This window comes from Patulibacter ginsengiterrae, assembly GCF_056269115.1.
Map to the genome: position 1 here is coordinate 13,063 of NZ_JBWDOG010000011.1, position 18,079 is coordinate 31,141.

General features: G+C 73.9%; 16 protein-coding genes. 12 read left to right on the plus strand and 4 right to left on the minus strand.

The window, feature by feature from the left end; genetic code table 11:
* Positions 1–309: 309 nt before the first annotated feature.
* A complete protein-coding gene (locus ACVUH9_RS14780) occupies positions 310–1,011 on the minus strand; it encodes a TetR/AcrR family transcriptional regulator (protein WP_475758197.1) in 702 nt (233 codons plus the stop codon).
* Between the two features lie 65 nt (positions 1,012–1,076).
* Here ACVUH9_RS14780 and ACVUH9_RS14785 point away from each other — a divergent pair, with 65 nt between their 5' ends.
* The 9 genes from ACVUH9_RS14785 to ACVUH9_RS14825 all read left to right on the plus strand — a co-directional run bounded on the left by ACVUH9_RS14785 (position 1,077) and on the right by ACVUH9_RS14825 (position 9,424).
* Positions 1,077–2,339 carry an acyl-CoA dehydrogenase family protein gene (locus ACVUH9_RS14785; RefSeq protein WP_475758199.1) on the plus strand — a complete coding sequence of 421 codons (1,263 nt, stop codon included), beginning with the start codon at positions 1,077–1,079 and terminating at the stop codon, positions 2,337–2,339.
* A complete protein-coding gene (locus tag ACVUH9_RS14790; protein ID WP_475758200.1) occupies positions 2,336–3,226 on the plus strand; it encodes an SDR family oxidoreductase in 891 nt (296 codons plus the stop codon). Before ACVUH9_RS14785 ends, ACVUH9_RS14790 begins: the two co-directional genes overlap by 4 nt.
* Complete coding sequence (locus ACVUH9_RS14795; protein WP_475758202.1) at positions 3,223–4,314, plus strand: phosphotransferase family protein; 1,092 nt, start codon at positions 3,223–3,225, stop codon at positions 4,312–4,314. The genes ACVUH9_RS14790 and ACVUH9_RS14795 overlap by 4 nt, the downstream gene beginning before the upstream one ends.
* A complete protein-coding gene (locus ACVUH9_RS14800) occupies positions 4,314–4,988 on the plus strand; it encodes a histidine phosphatase family protein (RefSeq protein ID WP_475758203.1) in 675 nt (224 codons plus the stop codon). The genes ACVUH9_RS14795 and ACVUH9_RS14800 overlap by 1 nt, the downstream gene beginning before the upstream one ends.
* Positions 4,989–5,129: 141 nt before the next feature.
* On the plus strand, positions 5,130–5,879 hold the full coding sequence (locus ACVUH9_RS14805) for an MBL fold metallo-hydrolase (protein ID WP_475758205.1): 750 nt from the start codon (positions 5,130–5,132) through the stop codon (positions 5,877–5,879).
* Between the two features lie 219 nt (positions 5,880–6,098).
* Positions 6,099–7,049, plus strand: coding sequence for a cation diffusion facilitator family transporter (locus tag ACVUH9_RS14810; protein WP_475758207.1), 951 nt, complete (start codon positions 6,099–6,101; stop codon positions 7,047–7,049).
* A gap of 100 nt (positions 7,050–7,149) precedes the next feature.
* Positions 7,150–7,470, plus strand: coding sequence for a hypothetical protein (locus tag ACVUH9_RS14815; protein ID WP_475758209.1), 321 nt, complete (start codon positions 7,150–7,152; stop codon positions 7,468–7,470).
* Between the two features lie 196 nt (positions 7,471–7,666).
* Positions 7,667–8,077 (plus strand): YciI family protein, encoded by a 411-nt coding sequence (locus tag ACVUH9_RS14820; RefSeq protein WP_475758211.1) that lies wholly within the window; start codon positions 7,667–7,669, stop codon positions 8,075–8,077.
* Positions 8,078–8,176: 99 nt separating this feature from the next.
* Complete coding sequence (locus ACVUH9_RS14825) at positions 8,177–9,424, plus strand: RNA polymerase sigma factor (RefSeq protein WP_475758421.1); 1,248 nt, start codon at positions 8,177–8,179, stop codon at positions 9,422–9,424.
* Between the two features lie 5 nt (positions 9,425–9,429).
* On the opposite strand, the gene ACVUH9_RS14830 is transcribed toward ACVUH9_RS14825, so the two are convergent.
* Positions 9,430–10,170, minus strand: a complete 741-nt coding sequence (locus ACVUH9_RS14830) for a glycerophosphoryl diester phosphodiesterase membrane domain-containing protein (protein WP_475758212.1) — start codon at positions 10,168–10,170, stop codon at positions 9,430–9,432.
* An 85-nt stretch (positions 10,171–10,255) separates the two neighbouring features.
* Between ACVUH9_RS14830 and ACVUH9_RS14835 the strand changes: the two genes are divergently transcribed.
* The gene (locus tag ACVUH9_RS14835; protein WP_475758214.1) at positions 10,256–11,407 is read left to right on the plus strand and encodes a winged helix DNA-binding domain-containing protein; all 1,152 of its coding nucleotides are present in this window, start codon (positions 10,256–10,258) and stop codon (positions 11,405–11,407) included.
* Positions 11,408–11,416: 9 nt separating this feature from the next.
* On the opposite strand, the gene ACVUH9_RS14840 is transcribed toward ACVUH9_RS14835, so the two are convergent.
* Entirely contained in the window at positions 11,417–12,094 is a 678-nt protein-coding gene (locus ACVUH9_RS14840; protein WP_475758216.1) for a TetR/AcrR family transcriptional regulator, read from the minus strand.
* Positions 12,095–12,235: 141 nt separating this feature from the next.
* On the opposite strand from ACVUH9_RS14840, the gene ACVUH9_RS14845 reads away from it, so the two are divergent.
* Both ACVUH9_RS14845 and ACVUH9_RS14850 read left to right on the plus strand, forming a co-directional pair.
* On the plus strand, positions 12,236–13,723 hold the full coding sequence (locus ACVUH9_RS14845; RefSeq protein WP_475758218.1) for an MFS transporter: 1,488 nt from the start codon (positions 12,236–12,238) through the stop codon (positions 13,721–13,723).
* Positions 13,724–14,100: 377 nt separating this feature from the next.
* Positions 14,101–14,859, plus strand: a complete 759-nt coding sequence (locus tag ACVUH9_RS14850) for a lysophospholipid acyltransferase family protein (RefSeq protein WP_475758220.1) — start codon at positions 14,101–14,103, stop codon at positions 14,857–14,859.
* A gap of 100 nt (positions 14,860–14,959) precedes the next feature.
* Here the strand turns inward: ACVUH9_RS14850 and ACVUH9_RS14855 are convergent, their stop codons facing one another.
* Positions 14,960–17,989 carry an amidase family protein gene (locus ACVUH9_RS14855; RefSeq protein ID WP_475758222.1) on the minus strand — a complete coding sequence of 1,010 codons (3,030 nt, stop codon included), beginning with the start codon at positions 17,987–17,989 and terminating at the stop codon, positions 14,960–14,962.
* Positions 17,990–18,079: the final 90 nt, after the last annotated feature.

Genomic DNA, 18,079 nt, shown 5'->3' on the forward strand with positions numbered 1-18,079 from the left:
GTGGGCTCCGGAGTCGCTGGTGACCGCTTGGGCCGACGCCCGCTGGGGCGCTTGACCGGTCGCAGTCGGGGCGCCCAGAGTCTTACGTGTCATCCGGTCGAGTGCAACCACTTTCCGGTTCGCGAAAGCGATGGCGTGCACAATGTACGCCGATGGTGGCGTGGAATCGGCCTCGTCGGGGAGTGCGTCGTAGCCCCCGCATGGTCGTGGCGTGGGGCCGCGGAGGCGCTCGCGGGCTGGTGTCGCCCGGGCCTCCGTGCTGGCCGGCGATCTCCCGTCGTTGCCGGGTGTCGCTCGGTCCGCGGTCGCCTATCCGGCTGCCGTGGGCGCCCCGCCTGCGGGGGCCTGGCGGATCGTGTGGCCGAACCCGTCGACGAGGTAGGCCAACAGCTGCTCGCGGGAGCTGGTGGGGTTGGCGATCCAGTCGAGGATCAGGCTCTCGGCGAAGCTCAGCCAGGCGCGGGCGGCCTGGCGGGCGAAGCCGGCGTCGGCGGGCGCCTCGAGCGTCCGCAGGAGGCGGTCGGCGATCGTCGCGTGGGCGTCGTCCATCAGTGCCGCGAGCTGGGGGTCGCCGGTCGCCGACCCGCGGACCAGCTCGGCGACCCGCCCGTGGCGGCGCTCGACGAAGGCGACGTAGCGGTCGAGCGCGTCCGGGAGCTGGAGCGCGGGCGGCAGTGACGGATCGGGGGCGACGGCCCGCATCAGGCGGCGCACGCCGGCGCCCGCGACGGCGGCGTGGAAGGCCCGCTTGGACGGGAAGTAATGGAAGAGCAGCCCGCGGGAGATCCCGGCCCGGCGGGCGACCTCGTCGACGGTGATCGTGTCGAGCGGCTGCTCGGTCAGCAGCTGCAGTCCGATGCCGACCAGCTGGCGGCGGCGGTCGTCGGGCGAGAGGCGGGTCCGCGGGGGGGCCGGGCGCTCGTCGGCGGGCGCGGGCATGGGCGCGTCGGGAGCCGGCTCCGGGGGCTCGGCGGTCGGTGGATCGTCCGGGGTCGGGGACGGACTGCTCACGCTATTGAGCATACGCTCAATAGCGTGTAGGCTGCGCCCGGTCCACCGCCAGGAAGGCGTCCGTCATGGATTTCGCCCCGTCTGACCGCGCCCAGCAGCTGCTGGAGCAGGTCGATACGTTCATCCGCCAGGAGATCGAGCCCCGCGAGGAAGCGCACCTGCGCACCACGCTCGCCCAGCGCGAGGGGGAGTTCGCCGTCCCGCCGCTGATCGACGAGCTCAAGGCCAAGGCCCAGGCGCAGGGGCTCTGGAACCTGTTCCTGCCCGAGCCGGCCGCCGCCCCCGGGCTCGCACCCTCGCTGGCCGGGCCGGGCCTGCGCAACGCCGAGTACGCGGTCCTCGCCGAGCGGATGGGGCGGTCGCAGATCGCCTCCGAGGTCTTCAACTGCAACGCGCCGGACACCGGCAACATGGAGGTCCTGCTGCACTTCGGCAGCGAGGCCCAGCAGGAGCGCTGGCTGACGCCGCTGCTGGAGGGGAGGATCCGCTCCGCCTTCTGCATGACCGAGCCGGACGTCGCCTCCTCCGACGCGACCAACATGCAGGCGACGGCGATCGTCGACGGCGACGAGATCGTCCTCAACGGCCGCAAGTGGTGGAGCACCGGGATCGGGCATCCGGACTGCGAGGTCCTGATCTTCATGGGCCTGACCGACCCGACCGCGCACCGCTACGCGCAGCACTCGATGGTGCTCGTCCCGCGCGACGCGCCCGGCGTCACCGTCGAGCGGATGCTGCCGGTCATGGGCTTCCTCGACGCGCCGGCCGGGCACGGCGAGGTCTCCTTCCGCGACGTCCGGCTGCCGCTCGACGCGGTGATGGGCACCCCCGGCGGGGCCTTCGGGATCGCCCAGGCGCGGCTCGGCCCGGGCCGTGTCCACCACTGCATGCGCCTGATCGGGCTGGCCGAGCTGGCGCTCGAGCACGCCTGCCGCCGGGCGATGACGCGGACCGCGTTCCGCAAGCCGCTCGCCAACCTCGGCGGCAACCGCGAGCGGATCGCCAACGCCAGGATGGCGATCGACCAGGCTCGGCTGCTCGTCCTGCACGCCGCCTGGCTGCTCGACACCCAGGGGTTGCAGGGCGCGCTCGGCGCGGTCTCGCAGATCAAGGTCGTGGTCCCGAACATGGCCCAGGAGGTCATCGACATGGCGATCCAGCTGCACGGCGGCGGTGGCCTCAGCGACGACTTCCCGCTCGCGGGGGCGTGGGCGATCGCCCGCGCCCTGCGGCTGGCCGACGGCCCCGACGAGGTCCACCGCGGGGTGATCGCCCGGCTCGAGCTGGCGGGCTACAAGGAGCTCGCCGCGGACACGGGTGCGGCATGAGCCCGGCCACCGGTGCGGGCCGGCGGATCCTGATCACCGGCGCGGCGTCCGGCCTCGGGCTGGCGCTCGCTCGCCGCTACGCCGCCGACGGCTGGCGGGTGCTGCTGACCGACATCAGCGGCGACGCGCTCCAGGCCGCGGTCACCGAGCTGGCGGGCGGCGGCGGGGGTGCGGGTGATGCGAGCCCGCGGATCCACGGGCTCGTCCACGACGTCCGCTCCGACGAGGACTGGGCGACCGTCCGGGCCTGGTGCGAGGAGCACTGGGACGGCCTCGACGTGCTCGTCAACAACGCCGGCGTCGCGACCGGCGGCCGCTTCGCGCGGTTGCCGATGGAGGACTGGGACTGGATCCTCGACATCAACCTGAAGGGCGTGATCCGCGGCTGCCGGACCTTCGTGCCGCTGTTCGAGGCCCAGGGCAGCGGCCACCTGGTCAACGTCGCCTCGCTCGCCGGGCTCCTGAACCCGCCGGCGATGGCCTCCTACAACGTGGTCAAGGCCTCGGTCGTGTCGCTCTCCGAGACGCTCCGCTTCGAGCTCGAGCCGGCCGGGATCCGGACCTCCGTGGTCTGCCCGAGCTTCTTCCGGACCGGGCTCGCCGCGAGCTTCCGCACGCCCGACCCGGCGGTCCAGGAGATCATGGACAGCCTCGTCACGAAGTCGAAGACGCCGGCCGAGGCGATCGCCGCCGTCGTCCAGAAGGGCGTCGCGGAGGGCCGCTTCCTGATCCTGACCGACCGCGACGGACGGGTCGCGTACTTCGTCAAGCGGTTCGTCCCGCCGCTCTTCCGCAACCAGGTCCGCAAGGGCGCGGGCAAGCTGCTGGGCCGGATCGCCGCGGCCGAGCAGGCCGAGCAGCGAGCGAAGGCGGCGAGCGGCGCATGAGCCCGTCCGAGCGGGGCGCGATCGACGAGCCACGGGCGGTTCGCGACGAGGACGCGTTCGATCCCGCGCCGCTGCACGCCTGGCTGGTCGCGCAGGCGGCGGCGAGCGGCGACGCCCCGCCCGAGGTCCGCCAGTTCTCCGGCGGCGCCTCCAACCGCACCTACCTGCTGCGCTACCCGGAGCGCGACCTGATCCTGCGGCGCCCGCCGGCCGGACGGCACACCGGCACCGCCCACGACGTGCTCCGCGAGGCGCGGATCCAGCAGCGCCTGCGGCCGGTCTTCCCGTACGTGCCGGAGGTCGTCGCCGCGGGTGAGGACGACGAGGCCCGCGCGCTGCTCGACGGCCCGTTCTACGTGATGGAGCGGATCGTCGGCACGATCCTGCGCGGCGACCTGCCACCGGGGATGACGCTCGATCCCGCCCAGGCCCGCCGGCTCGGCGAGGAGTCGATCGACCGGCTCGTCGGGCTGCACGCGGTCGACGTGGAGGCGGCCGGACTCGCCGACCTCGGCCGCGGGGCCGGCTACGTCGAGCGTCAGGTCGGCGGCTGGTCGAAGCGCTACCGCGCCGCCCGCACGCCACGCGCGCCCTCGTTCGAGCGGACGATCAAGTGGCTCGAGGCGCACCGCCCCGACGACGTCGCGACCTGCGTGATCCACAACGACTGGCGGCTCGACAACCTCGTCCTCGACCCGGACGACCAGGGGCGCGTGATCGGCGTGCTCGACTGGGAGATGGCGACCCTCGGCGATCCGCTGATGGACCTCGGCAGCGCGCTGGCCTACTGGGTCCAGGCCGACGACGGCCGCGGGATGCACCTCCTCCGGCGCCAGCCGACCCACCTGCCGGGGATGCCGACCCGCGACGAGGTCGTCGACCGCTACTGCGCCCAGGCCGGGATCAATCGGCCGGACTGGACGTTCTACGAGGTCTTCGGGCTCTTCCGGCTGGCGGTGATCGTCCAGCAGATCTACCGTCGCTATCACCTCAAGCAGACCCGCAACCCGGCCTTCAAGAACATGTGGATCGCGGTCCTCTACCTCGACTTCCGCTGCCGGCGGATCATCCGGCGGAGCGGCGGCTGATGGGCACGATCCTGCTCGTCCGGCACGGCCAGGCGTCGTTCGGGCTCGGCGACTACGACCGGCTGACCGACGCCGGCCGCGACCAGGCGCGGGCCCTCGGCGCGAGCCTGCGGGAGCGGGGCGTGGTGCCGTCGCTGGTCGTCCACGGCGAGCTGCGGCGCCAGCGCGAGACGGTCGATGCGCTGCTGGAGGGAGCGCAGCAGGAGCCCGAGCGCCGGGTCGACCCGCGCTGGGACGAGTTCGACCACCGCGAGCTGCTGACCCGGCTGCGGCGGCGCTACCGCAGCCAGACCGTGCTGGCGACCGAGATGGCCGCGACCGGCCGGCCGCTGGCGGCGTTCCGGGAGACGCTCGAGCAGGCACTCGAACGCTGGTCGTCCGGCGCCCACGACGGCGAGTACGAGGAGACGTTCGCCGGATTCGCCATGCGCGCACGGGGCGCGCTCGACCGGGTCGTCGCCAGCGCCCCGCCCGGGACCACCGTCGTCGTCTCGTCGGCCGGCACGATCGCCGCGGTCTGTGCCGGGCTGCTGGGCGCGCCGCCGAGCGGCTGGCTCGACCTCAACCGGGTCTACGCCAACACCGGCGTCACCCGGCTCGTGAGCGGCCGCCGCGGGCTCTCGCTGGTCAGCTTCAACGAGCAGGCGCACCTGCCCGAGCGGGCGGCGCGGTGAGCGGCCTCCGGACGACGATGGCCGCCGTCGTCCGGGACGCGCGATCGCGGTCCGGGCCGGCTCATCCGGCCACGAATCGCCCCGACGGCCCCGCCGATCGGGTAGACCCACGACCGTCAACCGACCAGGAACGACCGAACGATGCGTAGCCGACTCGCCTCCCTCACCCGCCGGATCGGGGCGGCCCCGCCGGAACCGATCGCCGACGGGGTCTGGATCCTCCGCGGGGGCCTCACCCGGGCGATGAACGTCTTCCTGATCGAGGGCCCCGACGGCGTCGTGGTCTTCGACGCGGGGGAGCAGGGGATGGCCTCCGCGATCCTCGCCGCTGCCGCGCCGCTCGGCGGGATCGACCGGGTCGTGCTCGGCCACGGCGACACCGATCACCGCGGGGCGGCGCCGGCCCTGAGCGCCGTCGCCCCGATCGTCTGCCACCCCGACGCCGTCGCCCACGCCGAGGGCAGCGGAGGCCGTGACTACTGGCGGCCGGAGCTGCTGCCGCCGGCGGTCCGCCGCTTCCACGCGCTGATGCACCACGTCTGGGACGGCGGTCCGGTCACGATCAGCGACACCGTCGAGGACGGCGACGAGATCGCGGGCTTCCGGGTGGTCGCGCTCCCCGGCCACGCCCCGGGCCTGATCGCGCTCTGGCGCGAGCGCGACCGGCTGGCGCTCTGCAGCGACGCGCTCTACATGACCGACATGTGGGGCCGCCCGCAGGCACCGGCGCTGCCGCTGCCGGCCTACAACCACGACAGCGAGCAGGCGGCGACCAGCCTCCGCCGGCTGGCGGCGCTCGAGCCGGCGAGCGTCTGGCCCGGTCACCGCGGGCCGGTCACCGGGGTCGACGTGCGGGCACAGCTGGAGGCGGCCGCCGACGCCGGCGTCTGAGCGCGGCGCGTCGGCGTCGGCGTCGGCATCGCTCCGGTCTGGCCTCTCCACGACCCGGTCCGACGCTGCGCCTGAGCCCCGAACGTCGTCCGGGAACGGTTCAGGTTGAGCCGTGCCAACGCCGTACGCGGGGGTGCGCCGGAGACCGCACGGCCCGCGGCGCCGAGCCTAGACTCGCCCCACGGGAGCGCCCCTGCGTGCCGCCCGGACCCGCCGAGCATGTCGCCCGAAGCCCTCGTCCAGCGCCGCCTCGTGCGGCTGATGCTCCTGGCCGTCGTCGCGTCGCTGGCGACGATCGCGCTGAAGACGGTGGCCTGGCTGCTGACCGGCTCGATCGGTCTGCTGTCGGACGCCGCCGAGTCGGTGGTCAACCTCGTCGCCGCGCTGTTCGGGCTGGTCGCCGTGCAGTGGGCGGCGCGCCCACCCGACGACGAGCACGAGTACGGGCACGAGAAGGCCAACTACCTGGCGGCCGGGGTCGAGGGCACCCTGATCCTGGTGGCCGCGGTCACGATCATGGTCTCGGCCGTCGACCGGCTGCTGAACCCGTCCCCGATCAGCACGGTCGGGCTCGGCCTGGTCGTCTCGGCGGTCGCGTCGGCGATCAACCTCGCCGTCGGGCTGCTGCTGGTCCGGGTCGGCCGCCGCGACCGCTCGCTGGTGCTCGAGGCCGACGGCAAGCACCTGCTGACCGACGTCTGGACCTCGGTCGGGGTGATCGTCGGGGTCGCGGCGGTCGCGATCAGCGGCTGGGAGCCGCTCGACGCGCTGGTCGCGATCGCCGTCGCGGTCAACATCGTGGTCGCCGGGGTCGGGCTGGTCCGGCGCTCCGCCGCGGGGCTGATGGATCGGGCGTTGAGCTCGGACGAGCGCGCCGGCGTGCAGGAGATCCTCGACGACTTCAGCGACGAGCAGGTCGGGTTCCACGCCCTCCGCACCCGCCGCTCGGGGCGGCGGGCGTTCATCACCTTCCACCTGCTGGTTCCCGGCGCCTGGTCGGTCCAGGACGGCCACGACTTCGCCGAGCGGGTCGAGCACCGGCTGCGGGTGGCGTTCGAGCCGGCGACCGTCACGACCCACCTCGAGCCGGTCGAGGACCCGGTCTCGTTCGCCGACATGACGATCGACCGCCCCGTCGACCGGACTTCCGGCGAGTCGTCGGCCGGATAGCCGGGGCGGGCCGCCGCGCTTCCGGTGCAGGCCCGCGTCGCCGCGGACGCGGCCCGCGCGCACGGGGAGCCGGAGCGGCCGAGCGAGCTACCCTCACGGGGTGACTCGCTCGATCCCCACGTGGCTGGTGGCCGCGTTCTCGCTCGTCCTCGGCTTCGCGGTCGCGGACGTGACCGGCGTCCGTCCGCTCGGCGGGATCGTGCTCTTCCTGGCCGCGCTCTGGTGCGGCCTGGAGTGGCGCCGGGCCCGTGGCCTCGGGGTCGCGCTCGGGCTGGTCGCGGTCTACCTGCTCGCGTTCGGGCTCTCGCATCCGCTCGGGAAGCAGCTCGGCTCGTGGCCGGCGGTCTTCCTGGTCGCGGCGGTCGTCGGCGCCGTCGTCTGGGTGACGATCGACCGTCCCCGCCTGCGTCCGGCGCGCTGAGCCGGCGTTCGGCGTCGGCACGAGCACCGCTCCGGCGCCGCGTCGCCCGACCGGCCGAGCCCGCCACGAACATAAAGATTCGCGGAGCGGTCGATTTGCTCGATCCTCGGTCGTCGTACGGATGGAGGCACGGCACGGAGGACGGCTCGGCCGCCCCGGAGCCCGCCCCGATCCACCCACGAGAAGGAGCACGACGATGCGCTTCATGATGTTCATGCACCCCGGGATCAAGGACGAGGACTGGGAGCCGAGCGCCGAGGACGTCGGCGCGATGACGAAGTACAACGAGGAGCTGACGAAGGCCGGCGTGCTGCTGGCGGCCGACGGGCTCCACCCGCCGAGCGAGGGCGCCCGCGTGCGCTACCCGGGCGGGAAGGCCACCGCCACCGACGGCCCCTTCGCCGAGGCCAAGGAGGTCGTCGGCGGCTACTGGACGATCGACGTCGCGTCGAAGGAGGAGGCCGTCGCCTGGGCCCTGCGGATCCCCGCCGGCGAGGGCGACATGGTCGAGGTCCGCCGGGTCTACGAGATGAGCGACTTCTCGGACGAGATCCAGGCCGCCGCCGAGCTGTCGGTCGAGCCGCCCGAGCAGACGAGGGCGCGCTAGCCGGTGACGTCGCCCGGTCCCGACCGCCCCGTGCCCGGCACCGACGCGACCCGCGTCGGTGCCGGGGGCGCGGGGGCGGGAACCGCGACCCAGCGCGCGATCGACGCCGTCTGGCGGATCGAGTCGCCGCGGCTGATCGCGGGACTCGCGCGGATGGTCCGCGACGTCGGGCTCGCCGAGGACCTGGCTCAGGACGCGCTGGTGGTCGCGCTCGAGAAGTGGCCCGCGTCGGGCGTCCCGGACAATCCCGGCGCCTGGCTGATGGCGACCGCCAAGCACCGCGCGATCGATCTGATGCGGCGCAACCGCCGGATCGACCAGAAGCACGAGCAGCTGGCCCGCGAGATCGGGATCCGGATGGCGATCGATGCGGCGGAGCTGCCCGCGGGGCTCGACGACGAGATCGGCGACGACCTGCTCCGCCTGGTCTTCAGCTGCTGCCACCCCGTCCTCAACCAGGACGCCCAGGTCGCGCTCACCCTCCGGCTGCTCGGCGGGCTGACGACGCCGGAGATCGCGCGGGCGTTCCTCGTCCCCGAGTCGACGGTCGCCCAGCGGATCGTGCGGGCCAAGCGGACGCTGACGAAGGCCCAGGTGCCGTTCGAGGTGCCGAGCCGGGACGAGTTGCCCGAGCGGCTGGCGTCGGTGCTCGACGTCATCTACCTGGTCTTCAACGAGGGCTACGCGGCGACCGCCGGCGAGCACTGGATGCGGCCGGAGCTCTGCGCGGACGCGCTGCGGCTCGGGCGGACCCTGGCCGAGCTGCTGCCGCGGGAGCTGGAGGTCCACGGCCTCGTCGCGCTGATGGAGATCCAGGCGTCACGCTCGCGGGCGCGGATCGGCCCCGGTGGCGAGCCGGTGCTGCTGCCCGACCAGGACCGGACGCGTTGGGACCAGCTGCTGATCCGACGTGGGTTGGCGGCGCTCGAGCGGGCCGAGGCGCTCGGCGGCCGACCCGGCCCGTTCGTGCTCCAGGCGTCGATCGCCGCCGTTCACGCCCGCGCCCGGACCGCCGAGCAGACCGACTGGATCCGGATCGCGGCGCTCTACGCGGCGCTGGTCCAGGCCACGGAGTCGCCGGTGGTCGAGCTGAACCGGGCGGTCGCCGTGGCGATGGCGTTCGGGCCGGCGGCCGGGCTGGAGATCGTCGACGCGCTGGTCGACGAGCCGGCCCTCGCCGGCTACCACCTGCTGCCGAGCGTGCGCGGCGACCTGCTCTTCCGGCTCGACCGCCGAGAGGAGGCCCGCGCCGCGTTCGAGCGCGCGGCGAGCCTGACCGGCAACGAGCGCGAGCGCGCGTTCCTCCTGCGCCGGGCCGCCGGCTGCTCGGGGCCGGCGAGCGCCTGACGCGGTCAGCTCTTCGTCGGCTCGTCGGGCTCGTCCTGCGTGATGCTGGGGGCGGGGGCCACGAACGTCTGCTCGGCGTGCAGCTCGACGAGCCGGAAGTAGAGCACGGCGGTCACGAGCGGTGCCACGGGGATGACAGCGGAGGTCCCCAGCAGCCGGACGAACTGTCCGGGCGTGCTGTCGATGCCGCCGGCCAGGGCGGCGAGGATTGCGGAGACGATCGCGACGATGAAGACGATCGCGAAGACCATCAGGAGTAGGCCGAAGACCGGCCAGCCGCGGCCCCGTACGAGCTCGACGCTGCGGCGGAAGGCGTCGAGCCCGCGCGGCCGCTCGATCACGGTGATGGGGATGACGACCGCCCAGATCGTCAGCAGCACTAGGCCGGGCACGATCAGCAGCAGGTAGCCGACCGCGAAACCGGTCCCGCTCAGGAGCGTCATGAGCAGGACCCGGGGCGCGATCGGGGCCACCTGGCGCAGGAGCTCGTCGGTGCTGCGCTCGGCCCGGCCGTCCTGGACGTCGCGGGCGACCTCGACCGCGATCGTCTGGAAGAACGTCCAGGCGATCAGCGTCGGCACCAAGACGGCCACCGCCACCCCGGGAGCGTCCTCGAACGTGAAGAAGAAGATCGCCTGGAGCAGGCCGACGATCAGCGCTGCCGGGAACAGCACGGCAGCGTGCTCGCGGTAGATCGCCAGCGCCCGGTTGAAGATGCCGGCGGGGTCGACCAGCGGAGTGCTCATGTCCGAGATCTTGGCGGGTCGACCGGCCGACCGGCGTGACGATCGCGGACAACCGCTGTCCTCGAGGCGGCCTAGGCTTCCGCCGATGGCCGAACGAACCGTGCCCAGGGGCCGAGCTGGCCGCGACGATGCGGCGCTGCCGACGTTGACGGTCGGTCAGCTCAACCGGGCGACGCTGGCCCGCCAGCTGCTGCTGGAACGGGCGACGATCGGGCCGGTCGCTGCGGTCGAGCAGCTCGCCGGGATGCAGGCGCAGGAGCCTGCGCCGTCGTTCGTCGGGCTCTGGTCGCGGGTCGCGGGCTTCCGCCGCGAGCAGCTGCTGGCGGCGATCCACGCGCACGAGCTGGTCCGCGGAACGATGATGCGCGGCACGATCCACCTCGTCAGTGCCGACGACCACGTCGCCTTCCGGCCGGTGCTCCAGCCGTTCCTCGACCGGGTGGTGCGGCTGCCCGAGGCCCGGGTCGCGGGGCCGTTCGCGGAGCGTCTGGGGCAGCTCACGCACGAGCTGCTGGCCGCCGAGCCGCGCCCGATCGGGGCGCTGCGGGAGCCGCTGGCCGCGGCGTTCCCGGGCCTCGACGGTGCCGATCTCGCCCAGGTCGGGCGGCTGCTGGTGCCGCTGCTGATGGTGCCCGAGGAGCATCCGGCGGGGTTCCCGGGCAACGCCCGCTTCGCCCCCAGCGAGCAGCTGCTCGGGCGCCCGCTCGCCGACGGTGGAGAAGGTCCCGGCGCGCTCTTCCGGCGCTGCCTGGCGGCGTTCGGGCCGGCGACGGTGGCCGATGTGGGGAAGTGGTCCGGGCTCGGGGCGGTCCGGAAGACGCTCGACGCGATGCCCGATCTGGTCCGCTTCCGGGACGAGCAGGGGCGGGTGCTCTACGACCTGCCCGAGGCGCCGCGGCCCGAGGCCGACGTGCCCGCTCCGGCCCGGTTCCTGCCGCGGTTCGACAACCTGCTGCTGGCGCACGCCGATCCGATCCGCTGCATCGATCCCGCCGACCGCCGGCGGGTCTTCACCGTCAACGGGATCGTCCACGCGACCTTCCTCTGGGACGGGAGGATCGCCGGGCGCTGGGACGTCGCGCGCGAGGGGGAGACGGCGGTCCTGCGGCTGGCGCCGTTCGCGCCGCTGCCGCCGGCGGCGGTCGCGGCGCTCTCCGAGGAGGGGGCCGGGTTGGCCCGGTTCGTCGACGAGGGCGCCGGCGACGTCGACGTGCGGGTCGAGGCGCCGGCCGCGTAGCGCGCGGGGTCAGTGCGGGGGGCGCCAGGCCTGCATCGCGTCGACCGCCTGCTCGTGGCTGAGGGCGGGGGTCGGCATCGGCGTCCGGACCGAGCCGTCCGCGCGCAGCCCGTCGAGCACGACGGTCAGCAGTCGCCGCCAGACGTTGGGGTCGACGTCGCGCGTGTAGTCGACGACCGTGCCGACCATCAGCTGGATCAGCGGCATGTCGGAGACCTCGACGTCGGCGCGGAGCGCACCGCCGGCCTGCGCCCGTTCGACGAGCTTGGTGACCAGCGGGGCGATCCGGTTGCGGCCCTGGGCGGCGCAGTCGACGCCGTTGCGGTCGCCGAACAGCAGCTCGCGCAGGCCGCGGTTGCTCGCCTGCATCTCGAGGCTGGTGCGGACGAACTGCTCGAGCCCGTCCCACGGGTCGGGCTGGAGGAGGGCGTCCTCGGCGAGCGCGACGACGGCGCCGATCTCCTCGTCGAAGAGCGCGTTGATCAGGGTGTTCTTGTCGGGGAACCGTCGGTAGACGGTGCCGACGCCGACCTCGGCGTGGTCCGCGATGTCGTCGAGGGTGACGTGCAGGCCTTGGCTGGCGAAGAGCGTCCGGGCGGCGTCGAGGATCCGGCGGCGATTGCGCTCGGCGTCTCGCCGAAGCGGTCGCTCCGGTTGCTCGGCAGGCAGCGGGATCGCGCTGGGCATGCTCCGACAGTAGCGAAGCGGAGAGGTGGACTCCAATCGGAGGAGATAGCTCCGCTTCGTGCTATCGTTCTCCGGCGGCGCGACCTCCCGGGGTCGCGGCCGCCGCATCTCGCACGTCCGTCCCGTCCGCAGAAGGACCTCATGAACTCCCCCGCCTCCCCGCCGGCTACCGGCGGCCAGCACCACGACCCGCATCACGCGCGTCGCTGGCTGGTCCTCGTCGTCCTCTCGATCGCCCAGCTGATGGTCGTGCTCGACGCGACGATCGTGAACATCGCCCTGCCCTCGGCGCAGGAGTCGCTCGGCTTCTCCGACGACAACCGCCAGTGGGTGATCACCGCCTACGCGCTCGCCTTCGGCAGCTTCCTGCTGCTCGGCGGGCGGATCGGCGACCTGGTCGGTCGCAAGCAGGTCTTCATCGTCGGCCTGCTCGGCTTCGCCGTCGCGTCCGCCGTCGGCGGCGCCGCGGGCAGCTTCGGCGTGCTCGTGATCGCTCGCGCCGCTCAGGGCCTGTTCGGCGCCCTGCTCGCACCGGCCGCGCTGTCGCTGCTGACCACGACCTTCACCGACCCGGGCGAGCGCGGCAAGGCGTTCGGCGTCTTCGGGGCGATCGCCGGTGCCGGCGCGGGCGTCGGCCTGCTGCTCGGCGGCGCGCTGACCGAGTACCTCTCCTGGCGCTGGTGCCTCTACGTCAACCTGTTCTTCGCGATCCCGGCGGCCATCGGCGCGCTGTCGCTGCTGCACGGCCGGGCCGCGGGGGCGAAGCCGAAGCTCGACATCCCCGGCACGATCACCGTCTCGCTCGGGCTGTTCGCGCTCGTCTACGGCTTCTCCAACGCCGAGACGAACGGCTGGGGTGCGCCGCTGACCGTCGCGATGCTCGCGGCCTCGGTCGTGCTGCTGGCGCTGTTCGTCGCGATCCAGCGCCGGGTCGAGCACCCGCTGCTGCCGCTGCGGGTCGTGCTCGACCGCAACCGCGGCGGTTCGTTCGTGGCCTTCGGCGTCGTCGGCGCGGGCATGTTCGGCGTCTTCCTGTTCCTGACCTACTACCTCCAGCAGACGCTCGGGTTCTCGCCGATCAAGACCGGCCTGGCGTTCCTGCCGATGAACTTCGCGATCATGACCAGCGCGACGATGGCGACCTCGGTCCTGCTGCCGAAGGTCGGCCCGCGGCTGCTGGTGACCGTTGGCATGGTCCTGTCGACGCTGGGGATGGTCGCCTTCACCCAGCTGCAGGTGGACTCCGGCTACGCGACCGGCGTGCTGCCGGGGCTGCTGGTGCTCGGGCTCGGCCTCGGGCTCGTGTTCGCGACCGGCATGAGCACCGCGACGCTGGGGATCGACCCGAAGGACGCGGGCGTCGGCTCGGCGATGGTCAACACCACCCAGCAGGTCGGCGGGTCGATCGGGACCGCGCTCCTGAGCACGCTCTTCGCGAGCGCGGTGTCGGGCTACGCCAGCAGCCACTCGGGTCCGGGGGTCCAGATCGAGGCGGCGATGCACGGCTACACGACCGCGTTCTGGTGGGCCGCGGGGCTGCTCGCGATCGGCTCGGTGATCTCCTGGCTGCTGCTGCGGCCCGGCGTCCACGAGCTCGATCCCGAGGCGGAGCCGGTGCTCGCCCACTAGGGCGTGTCTCGAGCCGGCGTCGCGTGAGCGTGGCGCCGGCCATTCCGAAACAAGGCCGCACATACGCTGCATACCTCCCTGGGTCTGGCCCTCGTCGACTCGCCGGCGCGTCGCTCCTGCCGCGAAATGTGCCGCAAACGCGACGATGGCCCGCGTTGCGGGCCATCGTCTGGGGAGAGGCAGGGAGCCTCGAGAGGGTATGTATGTGAGTCGAGGCCCCCTGTGTGCAGAGTATAGAGTCAAGGATGGATGCCGTCCACAGACTTTGCGGTCAGGCACGATCGGCTCAGGCGGCCGGGGGCGAGAGCGGCCCGCAGTGCGCCCGGATCGTCCGCGGTCGGCGACACGGTGTCCCGACCGCCGGTAGCCTCGCGGGCGTGACTGATCCTGCGCCGGTGACCGTGGATGCCCCCGGGCCGGAGGCGGCGATGGCCGCCACCGCTCCGCGTCCGATGATGCCGGTCTACCGCCTGGCGATGCGGGTCTGCTCGCCGCTGATCCGGCGCTGGGGCCGGCTCGAGGTCGTCGGCCTCGAGCACCTGCCCGAGAGCGGGCCGATCCTGCTGATCGGCAATCACGACAGCAACTGGGATCCGGTCGCGATCGGCGTCGCCGCGCTCGACCGTCGGCAGATCCGCGCGCTGGCCAAGTCGACGCTGTGGAAGACCCGCCCGCTGGCCGCCGTGATGAACGGGATGGGGCAGATCCCGATCGAGCGGGGCAAGGGCGATGCGCATGCGCTCGACACCGCGATCGCGGAGCTGGCCGGCGGGGCCTGCATCGGCGTCTTCCCCGAGGGCACGATCTCGCGCGGGTCGTACCTGCGTCCGCGCAGCGGGGCCGGGCGGTTGGCGCTGGCCGTCCCGGAGGTGGCCGTGGTCTGCGTGACCGTGACCGGGACCGTCGACATCGTGCGGGTGCCGAAGCGCCCGCGGATCCGGGTCGAGTTCTTCCTGCCGAGCGGCGGCCCGCCCGCCCCGGGCGAGAGCGCCGCGGAGCTGATCGAGCGGGTGATGCGGGAGATCCGCGAGCGGGCGCCGATCGCGATTCCCGGGCGCCGGCGGACGGCGGCCAAGTACCGGGCGGCGCAGGACGAGGCGCGGGCCGCACGGGACTCGACCGCGGCGAACGGCTAGCTCGGCCGGTCGACGGCGACGGCCAGCACCGGGCGCCGCCCGGCCGGCGCCCGCCGAGCCGCGGGCCCGACCGGGCGGGTGAGCGCCTCGCCCGTTGCGGCTACTTCAGGCGGACCGTGATCGTCTTCCGCGAGACGTTGCCGGCCGCGTCACGGGCGACGAAGGCGAAGCGGACCCGCTGGCCCTTCCGCGCCTTGCCGATCCGAGCCAGCGCCTTGGCGCCGAGCCGGACGGTCAGCTTCGTGCTGCCGGCGCGGGTGACCTTCGTCGACGTGGACCCGAGCCGGGAGCCCGCGAGCGACGCGGTCAGCCGGACGCGGCCCGGCTCGCCGATCAGCAGCACGAGCGAGAACCGCCGCGTCTTCCCGATCGTCGTCCGCGCCGTGCTCGAGCGGAGGGCGGGGGACATCAGCGGTCCGCGGCGGTCGCCCGGGGTCGGGCGCGTGACCGTCGTGCCCGGCAGCGTGATCGTGCCCAGGGCGCCCGGGGTCGCGGGGGCCGGGGTGGTGATGCCCGGTCCCGGGACGGTCGGGATCACCGGGGCCGGCGCGGGCGCGCCGTCGGTCACGGCCAGCTCGGGCACGGTTGCCGGGGCGACGCGCGGATGGTCGGCCTGCTCGTAGGCGTACGCGTAGCCGACGAGCTTGGCGTCGTCCCACATGTGCCCGAGGAACTGGAGCCCGACCGGCGTGCCGTTGGCGTCGATCCCGGCCGGAGCGACGACCGTCGGCAGGCCGGACTGCGACGACTTGTCGCAGATCCCCCCGCCCGTCGACGTGCCGGCGTCGTTGAGCGCCCACGAGTCGTTGTTGGTCGGGGCGACGAAGGCCGAGACGCCGGCTGCGTCCATCCGGGCCTGGAGGAAGGCCGCGAACCGGGCCCGGTTCCGCACCACCTCGGCGCGCGCGGCGTCGGTCTCCGGCTCGGCGGTCGCCTCGGACTCGAACAGGTCGCGGCTGAGGTTGCCGAGCTTGCCGGTCTCGAGCAGGTCGGTCAGCGTCTGCGGCTGGCCGGCGGGGCGCGACTCGCGCAGGTAGGCCTCGACGGCCCGCCGGAAGGCGCCCGAGTCCTGCCCCGAGCCCTCCTTGGCCGCGTCGACGTCCTCCTGGCTGATGTCGACGGTGACGATCTTCGCGCCGGCCGCACGCAACGCGTCGAGCTTGCGGTTGAACTGGTCGAGCGCCGCCGTCTCGTCGTGCACGTGGTCGGCGGTCAGGAACAGCGGGACGACGCCGAGCTCGACCCCGCGCAGCGCGCCGGGCTGGAGCGCGCCGAGGAAGTCCTGGCGGTGGGCGTCGGCCTCGGCGGTGTCGGGGTCGCGCCGGTCGGACCCGACGGTCGCCTGCAGCAGCGTGGCGAGGTCACGGGCCGTCCGCGTCATCGGGCCGCCGGTGTCGGCCATCGACACCAGCGGCAGGATCCCGCCGCGGCTGACCAGCCCGTGGCTGCTGCGGGTGGTGAACAGCCCGCCGGCCCCGGCGGTGCCGATCAGCGAGCGGCAGGTGTCGGTGCCGAAGGTCGCCGCGGCGAGGCTCGCCGCGCCGGCCGCGCCGGGGCCGCCGCTCGATCCGGACGCGGTGTGGGAGAGGTCCTCGTAGGGGCTGAAGGTCGCGCCGCCGACGCTGGAGGCGGTGTAGTTGCCGTCGGTCGCCCAGTCGGGCATGTTGAGCTTGCCGAGGATCACCGCGCCCTGGTCGCGGACGCTCTTGACCGTCGTTGCGTCCAGCGACGGGACCAGGCCCTCCAGCGCCCGCGAGCCGGCGGTCGTCGGCATGTCCTTGGTGTCGAAGTTGTCCTTGAACGAGATCGGCACCCCGAGCAGCGGCGTGTCGCGGCCGGCCGTGCGCTCGGCGTCGGCCTTGCGGGCCTGGGCCAGCGCGTCCTTCGCCACGTGCACGTACGAGTGGAGCCCGAAGCTGCCGGTGTCGTACGCGCGGATCCGGTCGAGGTAGGCCTGGATGACCGCGACCGAGGTCGTCTTCCCGGCCTTGAGGTCGTCGGCGATCTGGGTCAGTGACTTCTCGACCACTGGGTACCGGGAAGTCGTCTCGGGGCTCTCGCGCTTCTCCGGCCGGGGCAGGACCGTGATCGTCCGGGCGCAGTCGTCCGGGTCGAAGCCGGCCGGCGGGGTCGTCATGACGGCGAAGTTCCGCAGCGTGCAGAGCTCGGCGGTCGAGAGGTCGGCGAGCGGCGGGTCGTGGGCGAGGTCGGCGGCGACCGCGTTGACCGCGGCGATCTGGGCGCCGGGCGCGGGCTGACCGGTGCCCACCGCGTCGTAGCCCTCGGCTAGGCCCTTGATCCCGAAGTGGACGAGGGTCGCGGCCTGGCCCGGCTGGAGGGTGATGGTGCGGGTGATCCCGATCCGGGCCGAGCCCGATCCGCTGGTCTTGGGTGGGGTCGAGGTCGGGTCGAGGTCGAAGCGGCCGAAGCTCGGGGCGAGCAGCGGGCTGGCCGGCGACGGCGATCCGATCACCACCGCCAGCGGGCCGAAGAACGACGGACCGGCGACCGTCGGGGCGCCGTCGGCGGCGTCGCCACCCGCGAAGCCGGCCCAGCTGTCGGCCGGGTCGAAGCGGGCGTTGCCGTCGCTCGAGGCGACCGCGCCGTAGCGGAGGACCGGCCCGAACCCGCCGTCGTAGCCGTCGTTGCCGTTGGCGCCCCAGGCGATCTCGACCGTCCGCGGCGCGTCCGCGGTGTTGACCATCGTGTCGGTCCAGCGCATCCACTGCGACGAGCGCTTCAACCGCAGCGAGCGCGCGAACTCGACCCCGCCGTAGGTGACCGCATGGGTGGTCGACCAACGGTCGGAGCCGTCGAACCGCAGGCCGTAGCCGCGCATCGTGCGCAGCGGCGCGGTGACGCCGTCGCCCTTCACGCTGACCCGCAGCGAGCCGAGCCCGTTGGCGGCCATCGAGGCGCCACCGGCGAAGACGGTGCCGGTGTCGGTCCCGGCGGCGGCGCCGTCGCCGACCTCCCAGACGTCGCCGGTCGCGTCGGGGACGATCGTCTCGGGGCCGAGCGCGGACGCGCTGCTGACGACCCCGGGGCCGGCGAGCGAGAGGACGGCGACCGCGCCGAAGGCGATCCGGCGCGCGTGGGCGCGGCGCGAGCGGGCCTCGGTCGCGGCCACCGCCGGTGCGGCTTCGAGGGCGCTCGGGAACGGCCGGTCTCGGGCGGCGCTGTGAGGGCCGTGTCTCTTGGTCTGGTTGCGAGCGTCGTT

Coding starts and splice junctions, on each gene's coding strand:
- ACVUH9_RS14835 (WP_475758214.1), top strand. CDS start 10,256: ATGGCCGAACGAACCGTGCCCAGGGGCCGAGCTGGCCGCGACGATGCG.
- ACVUH9_RS14830 (WP_475758212.1), bottom strand. CDS start 10,170: ATGAGCACTCCGCTGGTCGACCCCGCCGGCATCTTCAACCGGGCGCTG.
- ACVUH9_RS14810 (WP_475758207.1), top strand. CDS start 6,099: ATGTCGCCCGAAGCCCTCGTCCAGCGCCGCCTCGTGCGGCTGATGCTC.
- ACVUH9_RS14800 (WP_475758203.1), top strand. CDS start 4,314: ATGGGCACGATCCTGCTCGTCCGGCACGGCCAGGCGTCGTTCGGGCTC.
- ACVUH9_RS14790 (WP_475758200.1), top strand. CDS start 2,336: ATGAGCCCGGCCACCGGTGCGGGCCGGCGGATCCTGATCACCGGCGCG.
- ACVUH9_RS14805 (WP_475758205.1), top strand. CDS start 5,130: ATGCGTAGCCGACTCGCCTCCCTCACCCGCCGGATCGGGGCGGCCCCG.
- ACVUH9_RS14795 (WP_475758202.1), top strand. CDS start 3,223: ATGAGCCCGTCCGAGCGGGGCGCGATCGACGAGCCACGGGCGGTTCGC.
- ACVUH9_RS14845 (WP_475758218.1), top strand. CDS start 12,236: ATGAACTCCCCCGCCTCCCCGCCGGCTACCGGCGGCCAGCACCACGAC.
- ACVUH9_RS14840 (WP_475758216.1), bottom strand. CDS start 12,094: ATGCCCAGCGCGATCCCGCTGCCTGCCGAGCAACCGGAGCGACCGCTT.
- ACVUH9_RS14785 (WP_475758199.1), top strand. CDS start 1,077: ATGGATTTCGCCCCGTCTGACCGCGCCCAGCAGCTGCTGGAGCAGGTC.
- ACVUH9_RS14820 (WP_475758211.1), top strand. CDS start 7,667: ATGCGCTTCATGATGTTCATGCACCCCGGGATCAAGGACGAGGACTGG.